Source organism: Nonomuraea sp. NPDC049695 (genome assembly GCF_040674955.1).
Classification (GTDB): domain Bacteria; phylum Actinomycetota; class Actinomycetes; order Streptosporangiales; family Streptosporangiaceae; genus Nonomuraea; species Nonomuraea helvata.
In genome coordinates, this window is sequence record NZ_JBFANV010000007.1 from 63,259 (window position 1) to 84,983 (window position 21,725).

At 69.1% G+C, this 21,725-nt stretch carries 18 protein-coding genes; 9 read left to right on the plus strand and 9 right to left on the minus strand.

The window, feature by feature from the left end; genetic code table 11:
- The first annotated feature begins 12 nt into the window (after positions 1–12).
- Together AB0J64_RS08835 and ilvA are read left to right on the plus strand one after the other, a co-directional pair.
- Positions 13–459, plus strand: coding sequence for a hypothetical protein (locus tag AB0J64_RS08835; RefSeq protein ID WP_364022887.1), 447 nt, complete (start codon positions 13–15; stop codon positions 457–459).
- Between the two features lie 442 nt (positions 460–901).
- Entirely contained in the window at positions 902–2,152 is a 1,251-nt protein-coding gene (gene ilvA / locus AB0J64_RS08840) for a threonine ammonia-lyase IlvA (RefSeq protein WP_364022889.1), read from the plus strand.
- 175 nt (positions 2,153–2,327) lie between these two features.
- On the opposite strand, the gene AB0J64_RS08845 is transcribed toward ilvA, so the two are convergent.
- Entirely contained in the window at positions 2,328–3,335 is a 1,008-nt protein-coding gene (locus AB0J64_RS08845; protein WP_364022892.1) for a hypothetical protein, read from the minus strand.
- A 749-nt stretch (positions 3,336–4,084) separates the two neighbouring features.
- The gene (locus tag AB0J64_RS08850; RefSeq protein ID WP_364022895.1) at positions 4,085–4,588 is read right to left on the minus strand and encodes a 3-oxoacyl-[acyl-carrier-protein] synthase III C-terminal domain-containing protein; all 504 of its coding nucleotides are present in this window, start codon (positions 4,586–4,588) and stop codon (positions 4,085–4,087) included.
- A gap of 548 nt (positions 4,589–5,136) precedes the next feature.
- On the opposite strand from AB0J64_RS08850, the gene AB0J64_RS08855 reads away from it, so the two are divergent.
- Positions 5,137–6,537, plus strand: coding sequence for a M4 family metallopeptidase (locus tag AB0J64_RS08855; protein ID WP_364022898.1), 1,401 nt, complete (start codon positions 5,137–5,139; stop codon positions 6,535–6,537).
- A 318-nt stretch (positions 6,538–6,855) separates the two neighbouring features.
- Here AB0J64_RS08855 and AB0J64_RS08860 read toward each other — a convergent pair whose 3' ends face one another.
- Positions 6,856–7,902: a ketoacyl-ACP synthase III family protein gene (locus AB0J64_RS08860; RefSeq protein ID WP_364022901.1), complete on the minus strand. Its 1,047-nt coding sequence runs from the start codon at positions 7,900–7,902 to the stop codon at positions 6,856–6,858.
- 203 nt (positions 7,903–8,105) lie between these two features.
- Here AB0J64_RS08860 and AB0J64_RS08865 point away from each other — a divergent pair, with 203 nt between their 5' ends.
- Complete coding sequence (locus AB0J64_RS08865; protein WP_364022904.1) at positions 8,106–9,320, plus strand: multidrug effflux MFS transporter; 1,215 nt, start codon at positions 8,106–8,108, stop codon at positions 9,318–9,320.
- Positions 9,321–9,335: 15 nt separating this feature from the next.
- Here AB0J64_RS08865 and AB0J64_RS08870 read toward each other — a convergent pair whose 3' ends face one another.
- The 3 genes from AB0J64_RS08870 to AB0J64_RS08880 all read right to left on the minus strand — a co-directional run bounded on the left by AB0J64_RS08870 (position 9,336) and on the right by AB0J64_RS08880 (position 11,510).
- The gene (locus AB0J64_RS08870; protein ID WP_364022907.1) at positions 9,336–10,304 is read right to left on the minus strand and encodes a TIGR04500 family putative peptide maturation system protein; all 969 of its coding nucleotides are present in this window, start codon (positions 10,302–10,304) and stop codon (positions 9,336–9,338) included.
- Positions 10,301–11,278: an MvdC/MvdD family ATP grasp protein gene (locus tag AB0J64_RS08875; protein ID WP_364022910.1), complete on the minus strand. Its 978-nt coding sequence runs from the start codon at positions 11,276–11,278 to the stop codon at positions 10,301–10,303. The genes AB0J64_RS08870 and AB0J64_RS08875 overlap by 4 nt, the downstream gene beginning before the upstream one ends.
- 70 nt (positions 11,279–11,348) lie before the next feature.
- Positions 11,349–11,510, minus strand: a complete 162-nt coding sequence (locus AB0J64_RS08880; protein ID WP_345000345.1) for a hypothetical protein — start codon at positions 11,508–11,510, stop codon at positions 11,349–11,351.
- Between the two features lie 623 nt (positions 11,511–12,133).
- On the opposite strand from AB0J64_RS08880, the gene AB0J64_RS08885 reads away from it, so the two are divergent.
- From AB0J64_RS08885 to AB0J64_RS08905, 5 genes are all read left to right on the plus strand, one after another.
- Positions 12,134–14,032: a BTAD domain-containing putative transcriptional regulator gene (locus tag AB0J64_RS08885; protein ID WP_364022913.1), complete on the plus strand. Its 1,899-nt coding sequence runs from the start codon at positions 12,134–12,136 to the stop codon at positions 14,030–14,032.
- Positions 14,033–14,306: 274 nt separating this feature from the next.
- Positions 14,307–15,641: an aminotransferase class III-fold pyridoxal phosphate-dependent enzyme gene (locus tag AB0J64_RS08890; protein ID WP_364022916.1), complete on the plus strand. Its 1,335-nt coding sequence runs from the start codon at positions 14,307–14,309 to the stop codon at positions 15,639–15,641.
- On the plus strand, positions 15,623–16,663 hold the full coding sequence (locus AB0J64_RS08895; RefSeq protein WP_364022918.1) for an NAD-dependent epimerase/dehydratase family protein: 1,041 nt from the start codon (positions 15,623–15,625) through the stop codon (positions 16,661–16,663). The genes AB0J64_RS08890 and AB0J64_RS08895 overlap by 19 nt, the downstream gene beginning before the upstream one ends.
- A gap of 85 nt (positions 16,664–16,748) precedes the next feature.
- A complete protein-coding gene (locus AB0J64_RS08900; protein ID WP_364022921.1) occupies positions 16,749–17,663 on the plus strand; it encodes a UbiA prenyltransferase family protein in 915 nt (304 codons plus the stop codon).
- A 21-nt stretch (positions 17,664–17,684) separates the two neighbouring features.
- Positions 17,685–18,473 carry a BTAD domain-containing putative transcriptional regulator gene (locus AB0J64_RS08905; RefSeq protein WP_364022923.1) on the plus strand — a complete coding sequence of 263 codons (789 nt, stop codon included), beginning with the start codon at positions 17,685–17,687 and terminating at the stop codon, positions 18,471–18,473.
- Here AB0J64_RS08905 and AB0J64_RS08910 read toward each other — a convergent pair.
- The 3 genes from AB0J64_RS08910 to AB0J64_RS08920 are packed head-to-tail and all read right to left on the minus strand — an operon-like array spanning position 18,454 to position 21,716.
- Complete coding sequence (locus AB0J64_RS08910) at positions 18,454–19,644, minus strand: endonuclease/exonuclease/phosphatase family protein (RefSeq protein WP_364022926.1); 1,191 nt, start codon at positions 19,642–19,644, stop codon at positions 18,454–18,456. The two genes, AB0J64_RS08905 and AB0J64_RS08910, sit on opposite strands and share 20 nt — an antisense overlap.
- Entirely contained in the window at positions 19,641–20,681 is a 1,041-nt protein-coding gene (locus AB0J64_RS08915; RefSeq protein WP_364022929.1) for a glycosyltransferase family A protein, read from the minus strand. The genes AB0J64_RS08910 and AB0J64_RS08915 overlap by 4 nt, the downstream gene beginning before the upstream one ends.
- A gap of 3 nt (positions 20,682–20,684) precedes the next feature.
- Positions 20,685–21,716, minus strand: coding sequence for a glycosyltransferase family 2 protein (locus AB0J64_RS08920; RefSeq protein WP_364022932.1), 1,032 nt, complete (start codon positions 21,714–21,716; stop codon positions 20,685–20,687).
- Positions 21,717–21,725 lie beyond the last annotated feature (9 nt).

A 21,725-nucleotide genomic window follows, 5' to 3' on the forward strand; every position in this document is an offset into this window, starting at 1 on the left:
ACTGAGGAAACCATGATCCAGAACAACGGCTTCGTGTCGAGCATCCACTACTTCAACCGGACGGGCTGGGTCGCCATTTTCACCGGCACCGAGACCGAGACCGGGCGCACGGTGCACGTAGAAGCCTGGGACCCGGTCACAGGGACCGCGCTGGTCGTCGATCCCCAGCGTGGTGCCATGCGCCCGGTCATCGACTACCCGGACTTCTCCCATCTCGAAAGAGCCGACCAAGTTGCGGCCGTGCTCCCCGGCGGCGGATGGCGCGTTTACTGGAAAGACGAAGGACCTGGTGGGACACCCTTAACTGAACAGGTCCTTGCTTGGCTGATCACAGAGAAGGGGGGAGCCACGGCGATCACCGTCGATGCCACCGGGTACGTTGACGCCGCTGACGGTGCCGACCGTTTCCTAGCCCCCGGAGAGGACCTCACCACGACCGATCAGCAACCGCCCTCATAGCCTTCTCACCGGCATCAGCGGAGGCGACAGCACGGTTCCGTCTGATTCCTCGCGTGATACTTCGCGTGATACTGCCGCCTATGTATCCGGGCGTTCTTGGATGCACATGCCGGAGATCGAAAACCGCTTTGGAGCAGCTCACGGCATGTTTCTAGGTATCCGGATGCCCCCGGATGTCCCCCGGGTGCCGAGAGTTCAAGTCCCCCCTCGGACACCAGCACAATAGAGAACGCCAGGTCTTTGACCTGGCGTTTCTGCTTTCCCCAGCGCCGGCCAGAGGCCGGCGCTGCCGGAATAGCATGGCCTGGTGGGATCGTTGTGGCCGATGTGCTCGACCGGCGACGAGCACCGTTCCCGGCGATCGCCTGTTCGGCTGCGACCGTGCGCCACCACGACACGCCCCGCCGCCATCCCTTGATCCACCGCTGTGCCAGGAGTGTGCATGACCGACCGCCTCACCGCCAGGCTGATCAGCCAGGCGGCCGAACGGCTACGGCCGGTGATACGCCACACCGCGCTGGAGCCGAACCATCGGCTGTCCGAGCTGCTCGGCGGTCAAGTGCTGCTCAAGCGCGAGGACGCGCAGGTCTGTCGCTCCTACAAGGTGCGCGGGGCGTTCAACCTGATCGCCTCCCTCACGGATGAGGAACGGCGGCGCGGCGTGGTCTGCGCGAGCGCGGGCAACCACGGGCAGGGCGTCGCGTTCGCCTGTGCCCGTCTGGGGATCAGCGGTCGGGTGTACGTACCGTCCACCACGCCACGGCAGAAGCGCGAGCGCATCGCGGCGCTCGGCGGCGACCGGGTGGAGGTCGTGGTCGGCGGCGGCTCCTACGACGAGGCGAGTAGCGCCGCGCACGCCGACAGCGAACACACCGGTGCCGTCTACGTGCATCCGTTCGACGACGTCAGGACGATGGCCGGGCAAGGCACGGTCGGCCTGGAGATCCTGGCGCAGTGCGGGGAGGCGCCGCACACTGTCGTCGTCCCGGTCGGTGGAGGCGGCCTGATCAGCGGGATCGCTGTCTGGCTGCGGGAGCACTCACCCGCCACCCGCATCGTGGGCGCCGAGCCCTCAGGAGCGGCCAGCATGCGCGCAGCCCTCGACCACGGCGAGCCTCTCGCCCTGCCCGAGTTGGACACCTTCGTGGACGGCGCCGCCGTCGGAAGGGTGGGCGACGCCACGTTCCCCCTGGTCAAGGAGCTGGTTGACGAGGTGGTCGCGGTCGATGAGGGTGCGGTGTGCACCGAGATGCTGGATCTCTACCAGACCGACGGCATCATCGCCGAACCCGCCGGAGCTCTCGCGGGTGCCGCGGCCCGTGAGCTCCTGCCCTACGCCTCTGGAGGACCGGTGGTGTGCGTGGTGTCGGGCGGCAACAACGACGTCAGTCGGTACAACGAGGTGCTGGAGCGCTCTCTTGTGCACATCGGGCTGAGGCACTACTTCCTGGTGACCTTCCCACAGCGCCCCGGCGCCCTGCGCCACTTCCTGGACGAGGTTCTGGGAGAGGGCGAGGACATCATCGCCTTCGAGTACGTCAAGAAGAACAACCGCGAAACCGGCCCGGCGCTTGTCGGCATCGAACTCGAGCGGGCCGGCGACCTCGACAGTCTCCTGTCCCGGATGAAGGCCGGCCCGCTCACGGTGGAGCGCATCCCGCCGGGCTCGCCACTGTTCACGTTCATTCTCTGACCTCTCGCCACCGCGTGCTCATGATCCCGAAGCCGCCGCGGAGCGGCAGCCGAACCGGAAACGGCGACGACTGAGCCGGTTCCTCCTCGCGGGACAGCCCCGCGGCGGCCTCGCCGCTCCCCGGTCCGGGGTGGCTCGCGAGGAGCGGCGAGGCGGGCGTCACGCGGGAAAGGGCTCAGCCCGTGTAGTCGGTGGTGTGGGTCTCACCGGACGGCCACAGGTATCTGCCGTGGTCGGCCGTCGTGTAGTTCTTGTTGTCGTCGCCCGTACGGGCCTGGATGAGGTTGCGGCGCCAGGTGGAGCCGCGCGCCGAACCTCCCCAGATGTTGCCGTACAGGAAGCCGTAAAGCTGCTCGAGTTCGGCCGAGAAGACGTTGTCGGTGACGGTGATGTTCGTGGCGTTGTTGACGACACCGATGCTGAGCGCGTACCCCCAGCCGGAGACGTAGTTGTCCGTGACCGAGATATGGTCGTACACACCGCTGCCCTGCAGCGCCAGGGCGTTGGTGTTGCCCAGGGAGGCCAGGGTGTTGTGGTGGACGATCATGGGGCCGCCGTTGCCTTCGCTCTGCGGGCCTATGCCGTCGTGGTGGTATTCGTCATGCGACGTATCGGCCATGTCGTGGATGTAGTTGTTCGTCCAGGTCGACGGGCGGTCCGGGAAACCCGTCACCATGATCATGCCGGCGTTGCCCCAGATGTCGTTGTGGTCCATGACGGCCACGGCTTCCTTCATCGTCGTGGCGAGCTGCCAGGACTTGTCGAAGGGTGTGCCGGGCTTGGTGTGGGACGACGAGACGGTGCCGTCGTTGCCGGGCGGCATCGGGTACGAGCTCGGCTTGAACGTCGAGTAGAGGAACTTGATGTTGTTGTCCGAGTAGATCTGGACGAGGTTGTCGTTGGGGTTGGTGCCCTCGAACAGGCAGCCGACGAACGTGAGGTTGTCGCCGTAGATCAGCACCTTCAGGCCGAGGAAGCGCTGGTAGGAGATGACGCTGTTGTCCGGGAACTCGAGCCTCAGCGGTTCGTCGGCGCTCATGCCCGCCGCGTAGTCGGTGAGCTTGCCCGGGTACGCGCCCAACCCGAGGCCTCCGGCGTTGGCCGGTGTGTTGGCGTAGCCGGTGTTCGAGAAGTCCGGCCAGTAGCCGGAGCCGTCGTTGGGCCGGGCGTCGATGGCGCTCACGGCCTCCTCCGCACCGCGCGTACGGAATTCGCCGCCGGCGACGACGCTCGTGGAAAGGGCGGCGGCGAGGGCGACGAGGGCGACGGCGGCGGAGAAGGAGCTCCGGGCGAACGCGCGGATGAGGGGTAAGCGCCGGCGATTCCCGGCGTCTTGTGATGTCCTGATGTCGTGCTCCGATCGGCTCGGTACGAGTGCCGCCCGTGCCGTCCAGCGGCATAGGCGATATTTCGGCATCACGTAGTGTGCCGGGGAGCACCGGTGTTTCGGGCGATTTCTTATGACCACATGGCGCAGCCGAAAAGTGCCTCCCCGTGATCACACGTCGTCTTACTGGATGGAAAGTTCGGGGTCGAGGCATAATGAGCGTCGTCCAGGACAGCAGTGAGCCGGTCGTCGTGCAGGCGCATGGCAGGCACCATGGCGGGCGCCAATGGTGATGGAACGCGCAGAACGGGCGGCGGCCAGGTGACCATCCCGATTCGGGAGACGAGAGGTGGCCACCGACTCATCGTCGAGACGTGAATCACCGCGTTCGAGGCCCTGGCCGCCCGAGAGCCGTTGGCACATCGGAGGCCTGGCCTGGTCCCGCTTCCAGCACGTCGGCAGGGAGCCGGAGTGGCCCACGTCGTTGTGGAAGCACGACAGTCGGGTCGTCGCGTGGGCCTGGGCGCAGCCCCCCGGAGGTGAGTACAGGTATACCTGCATCGCACGACGCTCTCGATGGGACAGCGCCCTCGCCGATGCCGACCTCAGGCTCGACATTGCCGACCTGCGCCAGGCGCGCACGGAGGCTTCCGCCGGCGCCGGGCTTGGCGCCGCTGAGGAAGTAGTACAACGGGTGACCGTTGTAGGTGACCTGGGTGATGTGGTCGGGGGCCGATACGGACGGCCGCTCGGCCGGGCCCGTCAGGGGCGTACTCCTTGGGAATGTCGAGGATCCGCAGGACGGCGCAGGCCAAGGTCTTACCGGCGCCCACCCCGATGAGCAGCACATAGTCGCCGGGCGCCAGCGCCCCGGTGGCCAGCAGGTGGTCGAGGGCGACGAACTGGTCGCTGACCCCGAGGTGACCGATGCCGGCGCCGTAGTCCCAGGTGGTGTCGGCCAGAGTCAGCCCCAACCAGCTCACCCGCTCCTCCACGTTGTCCCAGCGCCCGTGCGGGAACGCCACGCGCGCCACCTCGTCGAGCGTGAGGTAGTCGGCGAATAGGCACTCGAGCCCGGCTCCGACGTGGATGTGGCACAGCTTGAGCAATTTGACCCCGGGTATTGTCGGGGCGGGCTACCGCAGGTGCTTCTGATTCCGGTGTTTATTAAATCTCCACACCGCTGTCCAGAGAATTTCCGCGTCGGCATTCACCGTCGCGGTGGTCATGTCGAAGGAAGCCACGAGGCCATTCTTCCGGTCCTCTTCCGTTCCTCTTCCGTGCCGTTGGGCACACCGGAAAGATGCTCTACTCTGGCCAACGCGGCCATCGCGTGATCTTCAGTTCCATCACACCTGTGTAATCACAGCGGTTGCCGGTCCTTCTTCACCTGGGATCTGCCTTGGCCTGCACAGCGCGCCTGGGACAGCCCAGGCACGCTTAGTTCAGAGGAGGTGCGGCTGGAGTACCGATGAATTGTCGCGGATGATATTGTCCGCAATCTCGCCTGCCGACCGTCGAAGCCAGTCAGATCCGCAGCAAATGGACCAGAACCCCATTTGGCGACGGCATATCCGCGCGGCATTTCGTTGTACAACCCAGAGCGCAACCGACCACTGATGATGGTCCGGGCGCTCGCTGGTCAAATGAGAGAGTAATGAACTTACGCAATGTTCGTCGCCTGCTCGTGGTCGGATCCTGCCTGGCGGTTACGGCGGCGGGTGGCACCGCCGCGATGGCCGACGACGAGGCGCCGGCCGTCGGCCACGGCTTTCACAGCGGAACCGTCCCGTTGACTACCTCGTACAACGGGAATACGTATGAGCTGAAGGACCCGACCAGAGGCAACACGAGTGGCTATCTCGATCAGAAGGTCGGTGACGCCGTCAAATCGGTGTTGTTCACCGACCAGGACAACGACTGGGGCGACGGAAGCCAGCTTGACAAGGTGAGCATCGCTGTCGATGTCCAGTACGCGTCGACGAAGGCGTGGGACTACTTCGCCAACGTGCACGGGCGGGTGGGCTTCGCCGGCGACGGGCAGGCGCTCAATCTCTACGGGAAGGTACTGCCCCTCCCAGCCAGTCGCCCTTCCTACGTGAAAGCATCGCCTAATCTCAACCGGCCTGCTCTGATCACCTACGCCAGCGCGGGGCAGGAGGTTGGAAATGACGGCAAATTCAGGCAGGTCAATCAGGGCACATTGGACCTGGTCGGCGGCGCTTTCGCCATGGGTATAGCGCAGGTTGAGGCAGGACTGCCCACTACAGCTGAAGCCTCTGGTCACACAGAGATGGAGGAACCAGCTGCGATCGGGGAGACCACGGCGGCGATCTTCGGCACGATGGTCGAATTTTACGCGAACAACCGGGTCGATCGGCCGGACTACCTCATCGGCGAGCGCATTGCCGCGGGATACCCGGCAGGCACGTTCTCCGCGCCGGAATCGATGGTCAAACCTCTGACCAGTTGCTGGAGTACGCAGACCCGGACGCTCCGAGGCCCGGGGATGCATTTCTTCTACCTGCTCGCGGTCGGCAGCAACCCCACCCAGGGCGAGGCCAGCCCGACCTGCAACGGCATGCCTGTCACCGGCATCGGAAACGACAAGGCAGCGAAGATCTGGTACCGGGCACTCACCGAGTACTTCACCGCCAATACCAACTACGCCGCCGCCCGCGTCGCGACCCTGAAGGCGGCCGCCGACCTCTACGGTGCGCACGGCCTGGAGTACAACACGGTCAACGCGGCGTGGTCCGCCATATCGGTCGGCGGCGCAGATCCGATCGCCGGGGGCCAGACGCCACGTCCGGTCAACCCTGGAGACCAGGAGACCGTCGTGGGGACGGCCGTCAGCCTGCAACTTGAAGCCACAAATCCTGGTGGCCGACCGTTGACCTACGCGGCGGCAGGGCTGCCTCCGGGCCTCACCATGGACACGGCGTCGGGTCTGATCTCCGGTAAGCCAACGAAGAAGGGCAACTACCGGGTAACGGTCGGAGTGACCGACACCCTGCACGCCCAGAGCACCACGTGGTTCATGTGGTATGTGAGCTAGAAAACCCTGGTGGCGTTTGTGGCGTCTCTTCCTGATCGCGTCTTTCGGCCGGTTCAGGGAGAGGATCCATGATTCCTTTGCCCCAGAGCGCGGCTCCCGCCGGTGTTCGCCTTCTTGCGGCTGCACCGGCGGAAGCTGTTCCGTGCGTCCTGACGAGATTGCGGGATGCCGGATGTACGGGTTGTCGACGCGCTTGAGGCGCCGGCCACTCTGGCGTCCGCCGCGGCCCGCCATGACCTTCTGAAGCTCTTCGAAGTCTTAGGCACTGACGATAGGCGGATGCACTACCTCGTCGGCCACACCCAGTCGTCGCAGGAGTCAGCCGGGCCCGTCGGGGGCGTACTCCTTGGGAATGTCGAGGATCCGCAGGACGGCGCAGGCCAAGGTCTTACCGGCGCCCACCCCGATGAGCAGCACGTAGTCGCCGGGTGCCAGCGCCCCGGTGGCCAGCAGGTGGTCGAGGGCGACGAACTGGTCGCTGACCCCGAGGTGGCCGATGCCGGCCCCGTAGTCCCAGGTGGTGTCGGCCAGGGTCAGCCCCAACCAGCTCACCCGCTCCTCCACGTTGTCCCAGCGCCCGTGCGGGAACGCCACGCGCGCCACCTCGTCGAGCGTGATCCCCGCCTCCTGGAGCGTGCGGTCGACCTGCTTCATCAGCGTCGACTGCATCGCCAGCATGACGCCGGCACCGTCGCGGGCCAGCAGTCGCTTGCGGAACTCACGGTGACGGGAGGTGAAGTCGAGCGGCCGGGCCACGGTCGCGTCCGGCGGCCACATCGGCACGCCGCCGTCGTTGACCGCCTCGGCCTCCGGCAGCACGGTCACGTTGACCGACCGCAGCTCCGCGAAGCCCTTGTCCGTGGTGACCAGCAGCGCGCATCCGGCGTCGCCCACCACGTACCCCTCCATCATGCGCCACCGGTCGACCAGCGGGCTGCCGTGGTTGTCGGCGCCGACCAGCAGCGCGGCGCCGCCCTGCCGCAGGTAGCCGGCGGTGATCTGCAGGGCGCTGAACAGTCCGCAGCATCCGTGCCGCAGCTCGACCGCCAGGACGTCGCCGCCGACCAGGTGCTGCTGCAGGTAGAGCTGCGGCTGCCAGCCCTCTGGCCCCTGGTGCCAGACGTCGGCGTACAGCATGAGGTCCAGGTCATGCGGTGACATCCCGCCGGAGCGCTCGAACGCGTGCCGGGCCGCACGGAGCGCGAGCTCCGGAGCCGGCACGTCACCGGCCACCGCCGCACCGCGCATGCGGAAGTACTCCACCTCATCGGCCGGGTAGCTGCCCTCGGCCACGGCTGTCTCGATGCTGACCACCGGCGGCAGATGGACGCCGATACTGCTCAGGTACACGCCCGGTGTACGCATCCGTCCTCCTTCAGCGCGGCATGCTGCGGCGCGGGGTGGGGTGGAACGAATAACCCTCTGCTGGGGAAAAGCGAGCCCTGAACGTTGACAAATGTGTCCGGGGGGCGATCAAACGCCGATGTTAATCCAAGGGATTATCTATGACTAGTGGTGTCATTCTTCGCACGGACCATGCATAATCTTCACCGCTGAGGATCACACCCATGTCCCAGAGCCAGGCTCCGGCCACCGGTCAGAAGCGCACCGGCCGGCTCATCCTCGTGCTCGCGGCCCTCACCGCAGTCGCTCCGCTGGCCATCGACATGTACGTGCCCGGCTTCCCCGGCCTGGCCAGATCCTTCGGCACCCCGGCCTCCTCGGTCCAGCTGTCGCTGACGGCCTTCCTCGTCGGGCTCGCCGCGGGGCAGCTCCTCCTGGGCCCGGTCAGCGACGCGGTGGGCCGCCGCCGCGTCCTGCTGGCCGGCGCCGTGCTGTTCACGGTGCTGTCGCTGGCCTGTGCCGTCTCCCCCAGCATTGCGATCTTCGACGTGGCGCGGCTGTTACAGGGGGTCGCCGGGGCGGCGGGCATGGTGGTCGCCCGGGCCGTGCTCACCGACCGCTTCCACGGCACCCCCGAGGCGGGTCGCCACTTCGCGACCCTGTCCGCGATCGTGTTCATGGCCCCGGTGGCCGCGCCGGTGCTCGGCGGGGCCATCCTCGGCGTCGGCTCCTGGCGCCTCGTCTTCACCGCGCTGGCGGGCTACGGCGTCCTGCTGATCGCGGGCCTCCTCGCCTGGGTGCCGGAGAGCCTGCCTGCCGCCCGCAGACGATCGGGCGGCGTGACCGGCGTGGTCAAGGCCATCGCGATGCTCGCCAGGCAGCGCGCCCTCATGGGGTACGTGCTCGCCGCGTCCTGCACCGGGGCCGCGCTCTTCACCTACATCGCCGGCTCGACGTTCGTCTTCCAGAACGTCTACGGCCTCTCGGCCACGCGGTACAGCCTCGTCTTCGCCGTCAACGCCCTCGGCATGCTGGCCTCCAGCGTCCTCTTCGGCCGCCTGTCCGCCCGCGTCCGGGCGGACACACTGTTCGTGGCGGGGCTGGCCGTGGCCGGTGCCGGTACGGCGGCCCTGGTCGCGTCGCTGGTCACGACCGGCGGTTCCTTCGCCGCCACCTGGGCCTGCCTGTTCGTCACCGTCGCCGGCCTCGGCACGGCGCTGCCCGCCACCACGACCATCGTCCAGTCACTCGGCCACGACGCTCCCGGGGCGGCCTCCGGCATGCTCGGCGGCAGCCAGTTCATCCTCGGCGCGGCCGCCTCACCCCTGTCGGGTCTCCTCGGCGACGGCACGGTCTCCATGGCCGTCATCATGCTGGCCGCCTTCGGCCTGGCCGGGCTCTCCCTCATCCTGGCGCGAGGGGCTGGACGGCACCCCTGATCAGAAGGGGCAGGCTCAAAGCCAATGCCAGGTGATCTGCGCTCGCGTGGCGGCGTCGGCCAGCCACTGGTCGAAGGCGGCCTGTCCCGCGGCCTCCAGCGTTTCCGCGTCCGCCGTGGCCTCCTGCCGTTTGGTGATCAAGCCCGTCAGAAAGCGCCCGTCGTGGAAAACCGGTCCGATCCCGCCTCCGACCGGCGTCTCGCACAGGGGAGCGGGCAGTTCGCCGGACCATGTCCGGGCCTTGGTCAGCTGCAGGTCCCAGCGGTCCTCAAGTGAGCCGTGCAGGTCGGCGACGTCGATCGGCTCCTCCGACAGCACCCAGGCCGCCCATACCCGTGCGAACTGGCCACGATGACGGTCCAGATACCCGGGACCGAGCTCTTCGCGCATCCGGGCCCGGAATTTGTGATCCCTTGCGCTCGCGGCCATGTGGTCATGGAACGCCTCGGCGCTCAGCCCCATGCGGTCCAGCCACTCCTTCATCGCGTCCCCGCCGGCCAGGCCGCGCCGCCTGCGGAAGCTGTCGGCGACCGCCTGGATCTCGTCCAGGCTGACCTGCTCCTTGGCGGCGGCGTTGCGCAGGAGGCAGAACCGCACCAACTCGTCCTGCGGCGACAGTCCGGGACGGGTGAGCGAACGGAGCATGAGCATCGCCTCGGAGACCGAGACAGGTGTCCCGTCCACGGTCAGCAGCCGGCTGGCGGCCCAGTGCGTCGCGTGATCGACAAGCCAGGACGCCCCCTCGTCCGCCTGAACGCCGAGCATGATGGTGCCGCCCGACGGGTCGTCGATCAGCAGGTCGTAGTCGACGAGCGGTGAACCGGGGCGGGGGCTGGCCACGAGCTGGGCGGCGAACGAAGGGTGCGCCGTGGCCCAGGCGTCGGCGGTGCGGTGTGCCTCCGCCACCGCGGAGCGCCGCCGGGTCAGCCCGCGGAGCAGGTTCACGCCGCTTTCCAGGGCGGGGCCGAGTGAGGACTGGGTCATCGCGCGTCCGTTTCTTTGGCCGTGAGCCAGTCAGCGATGGCGGTGCTGATGGGCAGGCCGGTCAGATCTTCGATCCAGCCCCATTGACCGTTGGGGTTGATCTCCAGAAACACGTACTCCCCGTCGGGAGTCAGGATGAGGTCGATCGCCCCGAACGACACGCCGAGCGCCGCGACCAGATCCACGCACCGGCGAGCCACGTCATCGGGCAGGTGGTGCACGCTGTGCCGGGCGCGGTCGAAGTCATAGTGACGCCAGTCGTCCCGCGTACGCGGCGAGTCCTGCGAGGCGATCTCGGCGGCGAAGACCTGGTGGCCGACCACCGTGACCCGCAACTCCACCGCCTTGTCGACGTACGGCTGCAGGATGGTCGGCTCATGGGCGATCCGGCTCCGGCCCGCGAGGTCCCTCCGTTCCACCACGGTGGTGTACACGGTGTGCGCCTCGCCGTCGATCCGGAACGCGGTGTGCTCCACCGGCTTCGCGATCAGCCGCCCGCCCGCCCGCTCATAGGCGGGCACGAGCTCGGACGGATCGTTGGTGATCGTGGTCGGTGGTACGGCGAAGCCCAGTTCCTGGGCCAGGGCCAGGTGGACCAGCTTGTTGTGCGCCCTGCGCAGCACCGGCTCCCTGCCGGGCAACCATCGCGCGTCGAGCAGGTCCCAGAAGCCTTCGAGAAACCACTCCGAGAGCTCCCCGACACGTTCCCGCAGATCGGCCGCCGTGACCTGCTCCGCAGCGCGCGGGGCACCGGGGCGTCGGTACCACACGGCCGTCGTCGCGGAGAGGTCGACGACCTCCCCGCCTCTGGCCAGGACGAGCCGGGCTCCGTCCGTGTCGAACCGGGCGGTCAGCCGGGCGTCGGCCGGATACTCGCCGGGATCCCACCACAGAACGTCCACTCCCCGGGCTTTCAGCTTGGGCAGGACCATGCGAACCGTGGCGTCGCCGGGTTCACTCAGTATCAGCAGCAACTCTCCCCCTCAACCGCGTGGGAGGGATGCGTGTCCCTCCCACGCGGCCCCATGAATGAGCCCTGAGGACTTAGTAGTCCGAGACCCAGCCGTCCGACGGCTGGCCGTTCTCCCCGGCCGTGTGGTAGCAGCGCTCCATCCGCTGGCCACCGGTGACGAGGCCGAGGTCGATCTCGTCGATCGCCGGCAGCTCTTCGCTCAGGTCGTCCAGACGAACGATCTTCTTGTCCACTGTTCCTTCCCTCCCTTTCGATGAGGCGCGAGCCCCCGTGGCGACGTGCACAGACGTCGTCGGCTCGCGGCTGAAGCTCACCACCTGGCATTGGGAAGTCACTTGGAGGCGACTTGTATGCGGACGGCAGTCCGATCTGCGCCGCCACCGGCGGCGCGCTGCTCGGGCCGTGGGTCGGCAGGGGCCCCGCGCGGTAGCGGAACGATGGACCAAGCGCATTCTCCGGTGCGGGACCGACAGTCATTGCGGCGATGACGGAACCGAGCAAGCCGCCTTACCGGACCAGAATGGGCCGTGTCACCGAGAAGTCTGACCGTTCGAGGTCCGCGGGGTGAATCACGCCCCAACTGACTGCATACGGACCTGCCCGCGCCGCCATTGATTCCTTGACATAAGATCGTTTCTTGCCGCCCATATCGATGCGGAAAGCCGGAATTTCCGGTGTCCGGCGCCATCCCGCACAGAGTGGCGGTAGCCGACATTTGAGACGCGCGTAATCTTCTTATTCCTTTAAGGTGAGTACCGCCTGAAGGCCGCTTCCGCCGATCATTGGCGGCAATCTAGATCCATGTGCATTTGTACGGTTCCTGTTTGGTGAACGCCGGGCACTACAGGGGTGTCGCATGCATTTCAAGATCCTCGGGCCGATCGAGGTCCGTACCTCTCATGGGAAGCCGATCGCGCTCGGGCGACGAAAACAGCGGGTGCTGCTGGCCGCCCTGCTGCTCAACACGGGCAAGGCGATCCCGAGCCAGCGGATGCTCGACTGGCTGTGGGGCGAGCGGGCCCCCGCCACCGCGGAGTCGAACCTCTACACCTACATCTCCGCACTGCGCAAGGTGCTCGGCGTCCCGTCCCGCATCGAGGCGGGCTCCAACGGGTACGTGCTGCGTGTCGCGCCCGGCGAGATCGACGTCACGCTGTTCGAGGACCTCGCCGCGCAGGGTCAGCAGGCGCTGTCCGAGGGACGCCACGACGTCGCGCTCGAACGGCTGACCCGGGCCCTCGGCCTGTGGCGCGCCGAGTCCGTCCTGGAAGGGCTGCCCCTGCCGGCGCCGCTGCGCGGCGAGGCGGCGCGGCTGGAGCGGCTGAAGGCGACCGTCGTGAACGCCTCGCTGGAGGCGCGGCTGGCGCTCGGCCAGCACCGCGAGATGCTCGCCGACCTGGAGGCGCTGACCCGCCGGGATCCGCTGAACGAGCGGCTCCTGGCGCAGCTCATGCTGGCTCTCTACCGCTCCGGCCACCGGGCCGACGCGCTGGCCGTCTATCAGGGCGCGCGGGAGACGCTGGCCGCCGAGCTCGGCATCGACCCCGGCCCGGACCTGAACCGCATGCACCAGCGGATCCTCGCCGACGACCCCACTCTGGCGCCGCCACGGGCGCGCGCCGTCCGGAGGGCCTTCGCCCCGGCCGAGCTGCCCATGGACTCTTCCGCCTTCACCGGCCGGGCCGCCGAGATCGCGTGCCTGCAGACGGCGCTGACCTCAGCGGGCCCGCGCGCGAGCGCCATCTCGGCGATCACGGGGGCTGCGGGGGTCGGCAAGTCCGCGCTGGCCGTGCACGTCGCCCACCAGGTCGCGCACCGGTTCCCGGACGGGCGGCTCTACGTGGACCTGCACGGCTCCACACCCGACGTCGCGCCGCTCAAACCGGCCGATGTCCTGGCCCGCCTGCTGCGCTCCCTCGGCGACGACACGGGCGGGCGGCTCGACGTGGACGAGGCGGCGGCGCGCTTCCGCTCGCTGACCAACGGCAGGCACCTGCTGCTCCTGCTCGACAACGCCCGCGACGCCGCGCAGGTGCGCCCTCTCCTGCCCGCGAGCCCCACCTGCCGCGTGCTGGTCACCACTCGCAGGATGCTCACCTCGCTGGACGCCGTGTCGCACTTCCGCCTCGGCGTCATGGCCGAGGAGGAGACCTCCGCGCTGCTCGACCGCCTGATCGGCGAGGAGCGCGCCGCCGCCGACCCGCGGGCGGCGCGGGCGATCGTACGGCTGTGCGGTGGCCTGCCGCTCGCGATCAGGATCGCCGGCGCCCGGCTGGTCGCCCGGCCGGGGCTGTCGCTGCGCGCCCTGGCCGACCGTCTGGCGGTCGAGGACCGCCGCCTGTCCGAGCTCCAGGCCGACGACCAGGCCGTACGGGCGTGCTTCATGATGAGCTACCGGAGCCTGGACGCGGAGTCCTCCCGGATGTTCCGGCTGCTCAGCCTGCATGGCGACGCCGCCATCAGCGTCGCGGCGGCCGCGGCCCTGGGCGACCGTCCCGAGTCGCGCACCGCCGACCTGCTGGACCGCCTGACCGACGCCCAGCTCCTGGAGGCAGGCGACCACGACAGGTACCGCATGCACGACCTGCTCCGCCTGTTCGCCCGCGAGCGGGCCTTGGAGGAGGACACCGAGGAGGACCAGGCGCAGGCCGTGCGGCGCACGATTCCCGGCGCGGCCGCCCGGCTGCGCGACCGCGAGCGGCTGCAACCGGCGAGCCACCCGCCAAACCCGGGAAATCATCCGCATTTACCGTGAGATCTGACTGGCAATCCTTGGTGTGCCGCGTTCCGGCCCCTTTTTTCTTCTCCGCCGTCTCACGTCCCGCCGTCGACCTACACAGCTTTGTATGGTGCGAGGTATAGCCACATTCGACAATATCGACGACATGTGTATCCTTTCTCACCCTCCGGGAGAAGGCCCCCACCCGCGGAATTCATCGCTGATCGGCGTCGACGAGTGTGAAAGTTTCACTGTGAAACAGGTCCAAGACCTGTACAGAAGGTATGTCAGCCGCAGTCAGGTCAATCTCATGACCTCTTTCGGTTTCGGCCGCGAACTCGTCGAGTACGCCGAGGGCGCCTGGATCCGGACGCGCGACGGACGCAAGGTCCTCGACGTCACCGGCGGGGTCGGCGTGCTCAACCACGGTCACAACCACCCCCGCATCCTGGAGGCTCGGCGCCGCTTCGCCGAGCGGCGGCGCATGGAGGTGCACAAGGCCTTCTTCTCGCCGTACGTGGCCGCCCTCAGCCACAACATCGCCGAGCTGCTGCCGGGCGACCTGAACATCTCCTACTTCCCGAATTCGGGGGCGGAGGCGAACGAGGGCGCCATCAAGATGGCGTACAAGTACCACGAGGGCCGCCGCAACACGATCCTGCGCTCCGACATCAGCTTCCACGGCAAGACCCTGGGCGCGGGGAGCCTGACCGGATCGTCCGAGAACTCCTTCCGCTTCCCCGGCCTCCCCGGCATCGTCGTGTACCCCTACGGCGACGTCGCGGCCGTCCGCGAGGCCGTCGAAAGCGCGCGCACCCCCGACGGAAAGTGCGACGTCTACGCGATCATGGCGGAGCCGTTCAGCGCGTCGAGCATGCGCTGCTGGTCGGAGGCCGACCTGTACGAGTTGCGCCGGCTCTGCGACGCGAACGACATCATGCTGATCTTCGACGAGGTCTACACCGGCTGGGGCAAGACGGGCAGCCTCTTCTACTTCATGCGCTACCCCGACCTGCTGCCCGACATCCTCGTGTACTCCAAGTCGCTCGGCGGCGGCAAGGCGTCGATCGCCGGGTACACGGCCCGCGAGCCCGTCTTCCGCAAGGCGTACGACCGGCTCTCCGACGTCATCCTGCACAGCACCACCTACTACGGGTTCGGCGAGGAGACGGTCACCGCCATCGAGGCCGTCAACATCGTCGTCGAGGACGACTACCCCGCGCGGGCGCGGCAGATCGAGCGCATCCTGCGGCCCGGCCTGGAGAACATCCAGAAGCGCTACCCCGACGTGGTCGGACGGGTCAGCGGAGTGGGCGCGCTGTGGGGCGTGTTCCTCGTCGGCGGGCCCAAGGTGCTCGACCTGGCCGCCAAGCTCGCGCCCGGCTTCTCCGGCGACCCGCAGTTCCGTACCAAGCTGATCACGCTCTCGGTCATCGCCGACCTCTACCGCGAACACGGGATCGTCTCCTACTACAGCCCGAACGCCGACAATCCGCTCGTCGTCGCGCCGACCCTCGCCATCGAGCCCGAGGACGTCGAGTACTTCCTGAACGGCCTCGACAAGACGCTGGCCAAGGGCCTGCCCCGACTGCTCGGCCGGTTCGTACGAGAGAAGGTGGGGTCGCGATGGACCACCGGATCGTAGTCACCGGCAGCGCCGGGATGCTCGGCGGCAACCTGGCCCGCCGGCTCGTGCTCGACGGCCACGACGTGCTCGGGGTGGACCTGCGCCCGCAGACCGACCCGCTGCTGGCGGCACGGCACCGGGTCGGCGACGTGCGCGACCTGCCGCTGATGACCGAGGCCATGACAGGGGCGGCCGCGGTCGTCCACTGCGCCGGCGCGCTGCCGAGCTACCCCGCGGAGCAGATCCACGACCTGATCGTCGGAGGCACCCGCACCGTCCTTGAGGCCGGGCGTCTGGCCGGCGTGGAGCGGGTGGTCCACATCTCCTCCACCGCCGTGTACGGCCTGCCGAAGCTCGTGCCCACGCCGGAGGACCATCCGCGCGAGCCGGTCGACCCCTACACCAGGGCGAAGGCCAGGGCGGAGGAACTGGCCGAGGAGTACCGGGCCGGCGGCATGTGCGTGCCCATCCTGCGTCCCAAGACCTTCCTCGGGCCGGGCCGCATGGGGCTGTTCGCGATGCTCTTCGAATGGGCCGAGGAGGGCCGTAACTTCCCCGTCCTCGGGCGCGGGGACAAGCGCATCCAGATGTTCGCGATCGAGGACCTGGTGGACGCCGTGGTCGGCGTCCTCGACACGCCCGCCGACGTCGCGAACGACACCTACAACCTGGCGGCCGCCGAGTTCGGCACGCTGCGCGAGGACTTCCAGGCGGTGCTCGACGCGGCCGGCCACGGCAAGCGGGTCGTCTCGCTGCCCGCAGGACCGGCCCTGACCGGGCTCCGGCTGCTGGAGCGCACCCGGCTGTCCCCGGTGTACGGGCGGCTGGCGCGCAAGCTGCTCGACGACTCCTACGTCAGCATCGACAAGGCCCGCGAACGGCTCGGCTTCCGTCCGCGGCTGTCCAACAAGGACGCGATCCTGCGCACCTACGCATGGTGGCGGGAGAACCGCGCGGCCGGCTCACCGCGCGGCGCCGGCCAGACGAGCCGCGACGCGTGGCGGCAGGGCGCGCTGTCGCTGGCGAAGGTCTTCTTCTGAGCTATCGGGGTAAAGCATGCACCTCGCCGAATCGGCAGACGTCCCAGAAAGCCCGCAGCGTCCGGAAACGGCGCCGGACCGGGCCGTGGAGACCCGGACGCACCTGATCGCGGACCTCGCCGGCCTGATCCGCCCGTCCCACGCGGCCAAGGCGATCCTTCTCGTGCCCGTGGCGCTCATCGGCGCCCCCTCCTACAGCCTGACCGAGGTGGTGGGCATCATCTCGGCCACGGTGGCGTTCATGCTCGCCTCCGCCGCCGTCTACATCGGCAACGACATCGTGGACCGGCACCGCGACCGCCACCATCCCGTCAAGCGCAACCGCCCCATCGCGGCCGGCCGCGTGGGAGTGGTGACCGCGAGCGCCTGCTGCGCGGTCCTGCTGGCGGTGCTCGCGGCCATCGTCGCCCGGACGCCGGCGTCGTACTGGCCGGTACTGGTGTACCTCGCCCTCAACATCGCCTACAGCCGCTTCCTCAAGCACATCCCGCTGGTCGACGTGGGCACGGTGGCGGCCGGCTTCGTCCTGCGCGTCGTGCAGGGATATGAGGTGACCGGAGGCCAGGTGCCCGCCTGGCTGCTGATCACGGTGTTCTCGATGTCCCTGCTGCTGCTCCTCGGCAAGCGTCGCAGGGAACTGATGGAGACCGGGGCCGTCCACCGGCCCGCGCTCCGCGGCTACTCGATGGAGCTGACCAACTGGCTGCTGCAGATCGCCTCCGTGCTCGCCCTGGTCTCGGGCCTGATGTACCTGCGTGACGAAGGGCCGTTCGGCCCTCAGCACGGGCAGACGGCGATGATGCTGTCCACTCCGTTCGCGCTCTTCGCCCTCTTCCGGTACCTGCAGATCCAGCTGGTGGAGAACGAGGGCGACGACCCGGTCCGCATCCTGCTGCGCGACCGCGTCATGGTCGCGAACTCCATGTTGTGGGCCGCCACCCTGGGTGTGACGCTCGTGCTGGTCCACCACCCGTCCCTGGCAGCCGCTGCCACGTTGTGAGAACGATACGGAAGGAAGGCGATGGACGTCCGCTTACTGGGACCGGTCGAGGTGACCTTCGGTGACCGCTACGTTCCCCTGGGACCACCCCAGCGACGCGCGGTGCTGGCCGCCCTGGCGATCGACGCCGACCGCCCCGTGTCACTGCGCACGCTGCTCGAGCGTGTCTGGGACGATCCGCCGGACCGGGCGACCGACTCGCTGTACGCCCACATCGCCCGCCTGCGGCAGGCGCTGACCGTGACCGGGGTCTCCATAGAGCGCCGTGGCGGCGGTTACGTGCTCGAGGTCGAACCCGAGCGGGTGGACGCCTACCGGTTCCGGCGGCTGGCCAAGCAGGCGCAGAGCCGCGCCTGCGACGACCCCGCCCGTACCCGGCTGCTGTCCGAGGCGATGGAGCTGTGGCGCGGCGCGCCGCTCACCGGCATCCCGGGAGGCTGGGCCGCCCGCATGCGGTACAGCATCGAGCAGCAGTTCGTCGGCGCCGTCGTCACCTGGGCCCAGGCGCAGATGCGCCTGGGCCGCCCCGACATGGTGGTCACCGAGCTCACCCCGCTGGTGCCGCGCCACCCGCTCGCGGAGCCGCTGGCGAGCGCGCTGATGCGCGGCCTGTGCGCACTCGGACGCACGGCGGAGGCGGTGGCCCTCTACGCCCACCTGCGCGGGTACCTCGCCGACCACCTCGGCATCGAGCCGGGGCCGGAGCTGCGTGCGCTGCATCTCAGGATCCTGGACGGCAACAGGGAACCGCTGAGGCGGGCCGGCGCGCGTGAGCTGCTGTACGCCCAGGTCACCGGCTCAGCGAGATGACCAGCCGCTGCCCGCTGTGGTCCGACAGGCCGTTCGAGCGGACCAGCCGGTAGTCGTGGACGGTGATCTCCGGGGTGGTGAACGCCCAGTCGATCCGCCACCACGGCCACCGGTCGTCCCAGGTGGCGGGGTAGAGCGACCCGAGCGCCGGCGTGGCGTCGGCCATCCGCCCAGGCAACAGGCGCAGGATGCCCATCGCCGGCGAGGCGTTGAAGTCGCCGGCCAGGACGGCCGGCAGCGGGTTGGCCTGGATGTCGGCCGCGAGCGCGCGGAGGTTGGCCTTGCGCGCCTCGTGCTCCGTCCGGGTGAGGCGGCGCGGGTCGAGGCCGGTCGAGGACGGGTCGACGGGCGAGTTGATGTGGGCGTTGTAGAACGAGAACGTCCTGCTCCCGACGCGCAGGTCCGTGCGGAGCGTCTTCACGGTGTAGAAGCCGGGCCAGTCGGAGCCGGGCGGCACGGGCGTGTCCGAGCCGGCCTCCGCCCACGGGCGCAGGTCGATGCCGCGCTCCTGGACGATGGGGAAGCGCGACAGTGTCACCAGTTCGCTCGCCGTGGCGATGTGGTACCCCGGGAACTCCCGGCGCAGCCTGTCGAGGTCGTTCACGCGGATCGGCCGGGAGTCGGCGCCCCAGTAGATGTACTCCTGCAGCAGGAGCACGTCGGCGTCCTGGGCCCGCAGGTAGCGGTAGAAGTCGGCGACGTCCCGCGGCGGCGTGCCGGTGGGCGGGGGCATCGGCTCCCCGCTCTCCGCCCGCTGATCCCAGTACCAGGTGTTCCAGGAGAACACCTTGATCGCGTCCGGCGGGGCGGGGGCGGCGTGGTGCCACAGCGAGGCGAGGTTGATCCCGCTCACGCCTCCGCCCAGCGTCAAGGACACCAGCGCCACCACGGCGGCCGTCCCGCGCCTGCGGCGCGCCGCCAGAGCCGCCGCGAGCAGCACGAGGGGAACGGCCGCGAACGCCAGCGGGGGGACGAGCTCGGGCAGCTGCCACCACCACACCCGGCCGGACAGGGCTCGGTGCAGCCCCACGAACACCAGCCAGGCGACCGCCGCCCACATCACCAACGGGATCCTCCGGCGTGCCCCGGAGGCGTCCCGGGAACCGCCGGGACGCGCCGTCGTGTGCGGCGGCCGTTCCGGCCCGAAGAGCGCCCGCAGGGGAGCCGTCACGTGGCGGCCTCCCCCGTAACCGAGGGCATGGTCAGGTCGGCGTCGTAGAGCCGGCGGAACCTCGCCGAGCACAGCCACCGCGCGACCCCGGCCGCCACCCCGGCCGCGATGGTGACGTTCACCAGGAAGTGCACGGCGCCGAAATAGAGCAGGAACAGCGGGCCGCGCCTGCGCAGCACGAAGCGGTACATGCCGAGGTCGGCCAGCAGCGACACGGCCAGGGCGAGGGCCGGGAGCGCGGCGCCGGCCGGGCCGAGGAGCACCGCCACCGGGAGCGCGGCCACCGCCGCCAGCGCGGCGAGGCTGCCGCCGGCCCGGTTGGAGGTCTCGAACCCGCGGGCGAAGCGCCGCCGCCGCGCGTACAGCGGCACCCGGGCGCCGCCGCGCCGGTACAGCTTGCGCAGCAGCTTGAAGAGCTTGTCGTCGTGGTCGTGCCGCGAGCGCACCGCGGTCGTGAGCACCATCCCGTACCGCTGGGTGAGGCGGTGGCCGTAGTCGACCTCCTCGGTCTCGCGCAGCCGCGTGTTGAACGGCCCGATGTCGTCGAACACGCGGCGTGGCATCGCCATCATCGCCGGGAACAGGAACGAGATGGGCCCCTCGGAGCTGGCCGTCCAGTAGTGGTACTGCAGAGCGCGGTACTCCTCGACGAGGCTGTCGCGGATCAGCGGGTCGGGGTCGTGGATGCTGCACACCGCTCCGAGCCCCGGATCGGCGGCGAGCATGGCCACCGCCACCTCGACGGCGTCGGGGTAGGGGGCCACGTCGGAGTCCACGAACACCAGGATCTCACCACGCGCGTGCGCGGTCCCGAGATTCCGCGCGCCGGCCACTCCCATGTTCTGTTCGGTGCGAACGACCCGCACGCCGAGCCGCCGCGCGACCTCGACCGAGTCGTCGGTGCTGCCGTCGTCCACGACGATCAGTTCGATCGGCCGGTAGGTCTGCGCCTGCATCGCGCGCAGGCACAGGTCCAGTGAGGCGGCGTAGTTGTAGTTGGGGACGATCGCCGACACCAGGGGCGAGTGCTCGGTCATCGCTCACACCTCCGCCGACGTGGGGTGGACCGGGATGTCGTACGTGTGCCTGAACCGGCTGGACAGCAGGCACTGGGCCGCGCCGGCGAACACCGCCACCCCGACGGTGACGTTCACCAGGAAGTGGACCGCGGTGAAGTAGAGGGTGAACCAGACGCCGGCGTAACGCCGGACGAAGCGGTACATGCCGAGGTCGGCCGCGATCGAGCCGGCCAGCAGCGCGAGCGGCGCGACCAGCCAGGCGGGGCCGAGCAGCACCGGCAGCGGCGCGGTGAGCACGGCGAACAGGGCGGCGAGCGAGCCCCAGCCGCGGCTGCTGTTGGTCGGGCCGCCGTTGAAGTCCGGGCGGCGCAGGTACAGCGGGATGTGCAGGCGCGCGCGGTGGAAGAACTTCGACAGCACCACACCGAGCCGGTCGTCGTGGTCGTGCCTGCCCCTGATCCGGTTGTCCAGCACGATGCGGTACCGCTGCGTGACGCGGTGGCCGTACTCGGCGTTCTCGCTGTGCCGCAGGGCGGGGTTCAGCGGGCCCACCTCGCGGAAGACCTCCGCCCGCATGGCGAACAGCGCGGAGTAGATCGTGGTGATCTCGCCCTCGTCACCGGAGATCCAGTAGTGCAGCTGGAGGCTGCGGTACCGCTCCACGAGGCTGTCCGGGATCAGCGGCTCCGGGTCGTAGGTGCCGCACACCACCCCGAGGGTGGGGTCGGAGGTGAGCAGGTCCACCGCGTACTCGACCACGTCCTCGGCCAGCGCCAGGTCCGAGTCGAGGAAGAACAGCACCTCCCCGCGCGCGTGCTCGACGCCCAGGTTGCGCGCCGCCGGGGCGCCGATGTTGGTGTCGGTGACCACGACCCGCGCCCCGTGCCGGTGGGCGATCTCCACCGAGTTGTCGGTGCTGCGGTCGTCGACGACGATCACCTCGATGTGCGGGTACGTCTGCCGCTCCAGGGCGCTCAGGCACAGGTCGAGCGTGCGGGCGTAGTTGTAGTTCGGCACGATGACCGAGACCAGTGGCCGTACCTGCGGCGTCATCGGTGTCCT

Coding starts and splice junctions, on each gene's coding strand:
- AB0J64_RS08835 (WP_364022887.1), top strand. CDS start 13: ATGATCCAGAACAACGGCTTCGTGTCGAGCATCCACTACTTCAACCGG.
- ilvA (WP_364022889.1), top strand. CDS start 902: ATGACCGACCGCCTCACCGCCAGGCTGATCAGCCAGGCGGCCGAACGG.
- AB0J64_RS08855 (WP_364022898.1), top strand. CDS start 5,137: ATGAACTTACGCAATGTTCGTCGCCTGCTCGTGGTCGGATCCTGCCTG.
- AB0J64_RS08860 (WP_364022901.1), bottom strand. CDS start 7,902: ATGCGTACACCGGGCGTGTACCTGAGCAGTATCGGCGTCCATCTGCCG.
- AB0J64_RS08865 (WP_364022904.1), top strand. CDS start 8,106: ATGTCCCAGAGCCAGGCTCCGGCCACCGGTCAGAAGCGCACCGGCCGG.
- AB0J64_RS08870 (WP_364022907.1), bottom strand. CDS start 10,304: ATGACCCAGTCCTCACTCGGCCCCGCCCTGGAAAGCGGCGTGAACCTG.
- AB0J64_RS08885 (WP_364022913.1), top strand. CDS start 12,134: ATGCATTTCAAGATCCTCGGGCCGATCGAGGTCCGTACCTCTCATGGG.
- AB0J64_RS08890 (WP_364022916.1), top strand. CDS start 14,307: ATGACCTCTTTCGGTTTCGGCCGCGAACTCGTCGAGTACGCCGAGGGC.
- AB0J64_RS08895 (WP_364022918.1), top strand. CDS start 15,623: ATGGACCACCGGATCGTAGTCACCGGCAGCGCCGGGATGCTCGGCGGC.
- AB0J64_RS08905 (WP_364022923.1), top strand. CDS start 17,685: ATGGACGTCCGCTTACTGGGACCGGTCGAGGTGACCTTCGGTGACCGC.
- AB0J64_RS08915 (WP_364022929.1), bottom strand. CDS start 20,681: ATGACCGAGCACTCGCCCCTGGTGTCGGCGATCGTCCCCAACTACAAC.
- AB0J64_RS08920 (WP_364022932.1), bottom strand. CDS start 21,716: ATGACGCCGCAGGTACGGCCACTGGTCTCGGTCATCGTGCCGAACTAC.